Source organism: uncultured Phenylobacterium sp., from assembly GCF_902826855.1.
Classification (GTDB): domain Bacteria; phylum Pseudomonadota; class Alphaproteobacteria; order Caulobacterales; family Caulobacteraceae; genus Phenylobacterium.
Map to the genome: position 1 here is coordinate 1 of NZ_CADEGK010000355.1, position 2,254 is coordinate 2,254.

General features: G+C 66.6%; 3 protein-coding genes. 1 reads left to right on the forward strand and 2 read right to left on the reverse strand.

The window, feature by feature from the left end; translation table 11 throughout:
• Window positions 1–275 precede the first annotated feature (275 nt).
• Both QZV94_RS24675 and QZV94_RS24680 read right to left on the reverse strand, forming a co-directional pair.
• Window positions 276–983, reverse strand: coding sequence for a TorF family putative porin (locus tag QZV94_RS24675; RefSeq protein WP_293683065.1), 708 nt, complete (start codon window positions 981–983; stop codon window positions 276–278).
• 183 nt (window positions 984–1,166) lie between these two features.
• Window positions 1,167–1,964: an SDR family NAD(P)-dependent oxidoreductase gene (locus tag QZV94_RS24680; RefSeq protein WP_293683067.1), complete on the reverse strand. Its 798-nt coding sequence runs from the start codon at window positions 1,962–1,964 to the stop codon at window positions 1,167–1,169.
• A gap of 53 nt (window positions 1,965–2,017) precedes the next feature.
• Between QZV94_RS24680 and QZV94_RS24685 the strand changes: the two genes are divergently transcribed.
• Window positions 2,018–2,254: NADPH-dependent 7-cyano-7-deazaguanine reductase (locus QZV94_RS24685; RefSeq protein WP_367255333.1), on the forward strand; the 237-nt coding region annotated here is incomplete at its 3' end.

Genomic DNA, 2,254 nt, shown 5'->3' on the forward strand with positions numbered 1-2,254 from the left:
GGATATCGAACACGACGGTCTGGGCCCGGACAGCCATCCGCTCCATGCGCCGTACTCCGCTCACCAGTGATTCCCAATCCTAGGCCCCCCCATACGAGCGGCCAGCAGCAAAACTTAGGCGGGCGGAGTTTTTCCGCAGAATGACGCCGGCAGGCGGTCGGTGCGCGCCCGGCGTAGTGGCGGGAAACTAGGAAGTAGGGGGTCCCGAAGCAATGGAAAAGCCGCCGCGGGACCGCGGCGGCTTTCCTAGAAGCGTTCGAAAAATCAGTCCGTTGTCAGAAGACGGCCTTGATTCCGGCCACAACGCGGCTGTCGTAGAGCTTGCCGAAGCGGTGCTCGTCCGTGTCGTGATAGCGCACGTCGAGGCCGATGTTGTCGGTCAGGGCGTAGCCGATGCCGAGGTTCCAGGTGTTGTAGTCCAGCGGGCCTTCGACCATCTGGTGGCCGACCGCGCCGGACACGGAGAACTTGGTCTCACCGATCGGCACGGCGGCGTTGATCTCGAAATAGGTCGCATCGCCGGTCTTCCCGAAGAACTCCGGCGAGTAGTAGACGGCCGCACCCAGCGTGGCCGGTCCAGCCGGCACGGAGGCGGCGCCCTTGAACTCCCAGTAGTCCTCGTTAGATCCGGAGGGCTGGTCGGTGTAGCCGTAGTAGATCGCCGCGAAGTCGAAGGTGACCGCGCCCAGGACCGGCTTGATGCCGGCGTAGATGTCGAACTCGATGTCCGTGCTGTTGCCGGGGCCGAAGTCGACATTGGAGACCCAGATACCGGCGTAGCCGATGCTGCCGATGGTGGCGTCGACGCCACCGAACACCGACGGGTCCTCATCCGTCTGGCTGATGCCGCGGAAGACGTAGTCGGTGTTGGCGCCGACGTTGAAGCTGAGCTTGAACGGGCTGTCCGCGTCCTGGGCTTGCGCGGCCCCGGCGAGCGCGAGCGAACCTACGGCGGCCGCCAGCGCGATGTTTAGTTTTCTCATTGAATATCCCCTCTTACTCCGCCCAAGCCGGAGCTGGCGGGCGCGGTCATCGTCTTGGGTTGTTGGCCCCCCAGATCAACGCGGGGGGCGGGGCCGGACGAAGCCTCTCGACGCCTGAACAAATTATGAGCGCCAGGATCAGGCGGCGCCTGCGAATTGAGCAGGGTAACGCTTAACGGGTTGTCAACGCGCGACCAGCGCGGCGAACCCAAGGTGCGTGCCGGCGTCGACGATCAGCGTCTCTCCGGTGATGTGGCGCGAGGCAGGCGAGCCGAGGAAGACGGCGGAGGCTGCGATGTCATCGGCGCTGGAGGCGACCTTCAGCGGGGTGTTGGCGGCTGCGTTGGCGCGCATCCGCTCCGCGCCGGTCTCGCCGATGCCCTTGCCGAACCAGGGCGTGTCGATGAAGCCCGGGCAGATGGCGTTGACGCGGATCTTCGGAGCCAGCGCCCGGGCCAGCGAGATGGTCATCGTATTGAGCGCGCCCTTGGAGGCCGCATAGGGCACCGAGGAGCCAATGCCGACGACGCCGGCGATAGAGCTGGTGTTGACCACCGCGCCGGGCTGGCCCGCGGCCTCCAGCAGGGCGCGCGCGGCGCGAACCATCTGGAAGGGACCGACCACATTGACCGCATAGAGCCGCTGGAAATCCTCGGCGGAGATGGCGTCCATGTCGGCATGGCCGGCGAAGGTGGTGGCGCCGGCGTTGTTGAACAGGGCGTCTATGCGCCCGAACCGCTCCGCCGCCGCTGCGATGGCCCTACAATCGGCGTCCTGGGAGACGTCGCCCTGGACCAGGACGGTCTCTGCGCCGTGGGCCTGGCACAGGCGGGCGGTTTCCTCAGCCTCGTCCCGGTTGCGTGCATAGTTGATGACCACGGCCTTGGCGCCCTGGGCGGCGGTCTCGACGGCCACAGCGCGGCCCAGGCCGGTGGACGCCCCGGTCACCACCACCACGAAGTCCTGGTATTGCCCGGCCATGCGCCTTCTCCCGTGTGTTGTCCGGGGGCCTACTAGCCTTTAATGCCGCCAGCATGGAAGAGACCGAACTCACCCAGCTGGGGCGCACGGCGCGTGCAGCCGGAACGCCTGAGGCGGCTGTGCTGGAGCGTGTGCCCAATCCGCACGCCGACGCCGCGTACCTGGTGCGCTTCACGGTTCCGGAATTCACCGCCCTGTGCCCGGTGACTGGCCAGCCGGACTTCGCCCACCTGGTGATCGACTATGTCCCCTCCGCCTGGCTGGTGGAGTCGAAGTCGCTCAAGCTCTAC

What these genes read in the sequence shown, in the direction of transcription:
- QZV94_RS24675 (WP_293683065.1), bottom strand. Translation starts at nt 983, where the DNA reads ATGAGAAAACTAAACATCGCGCTGGCGGCCGCCGTAGGTTCGCTCGCG.
- QZV94_RS24680 (WP_293683067.1), bottom strand. Translation starts at nt 1,964, where the DNA reads ATGGCCGGGCAATACCAGGACTTCGTGGTGGTGGTGACCGGGGCGTCC.